The sequence below is a fragment of the Microbulbifer epialgicus genome (genome assembly GCF_041447265.1).
Lineage (GTDB): Bacteria > Pseudomonadota > Gammaproteobacteria > Pseudomonadales > Cellvibrionaceae > Microbulbifer > Microbulbifer epialgicus.
In genome coordinates, this window is sequence record NZ_JBGMEK010000290.1 from 1 (window position 1) to 572 (window position 572).

Genomic DNA, 572 nt, shown 5'->3' on the forward strand with positions numbered 1-572 from the left:
CAGAGTTGAGCATGTATTTGGTTCTATGGAAAATGAACAGGGAGGAATGTTCGTTCGAACTATAGGACTTGCGCGCGCCAATGTTAAGGTTGGCATGATGAATTTGGTTTACAACATGCGTCGATTTGTCAGTTTATACAGTCGAATTGCGCCCGCAGCATGAAGAGTGGGATAAAATGGATATGAGTTTTACTTGGAATTACTATAAAACACACTAACTATCAATATTTATCGAATAAGCTCAGTTCTACAACTAAAACTCAACTGTAGTAGTTCAGACTTGATCTGACAGTTACCGGTTTTTCAGAAGGTGCTTTGTCAGGTCAAATTCAGTTTACGAGTTTTTCCTTCCAGGTGCTTTTTCCATCTTCAAGTGTTGCCATCGGAGTGCGGCCACAACACTTTTTACCCTGATGGGTACGGTCATTATTGTAATATGTGAGCCATTCGTCCAGATCCTTTTGTAACTCTTCTATTGATCCATAGATCTTCCGGCGTAATGAAGGCTGGTAGAACTCTTGTAGAATGGTTTTATGGAAGCGCTCACAGATGCCGTTGGTTTGTGGATGCCT

At 41.3% G+C, this 572-nt stretch carries 1 protein-coding gene and 1 pseudogene; one reads left to right on the top strand and one right to left on the bottom strand.

From position 1 onward, the window contains the following. Positions 1–163 (top strand): annotated as a pseudogene (locus ACCI49_RS25060) (IS5/IS1182 family transposase); the annotation flags it as partial. Between the two features lie 166 nt (positions 164–329). Here ACCI49_RS25060 and ACCI49_RS25065 read toward each other — a convergent pair. Continuing rightward, positions 330–572, bottom strand: a 243-nt coding sequence (locus ACCI49_RS25065; RefSeq protein ID WP_371838516.1) for an integrase core domain-containing protein, incomplete at its 5' end; no start/stop codon positions are given.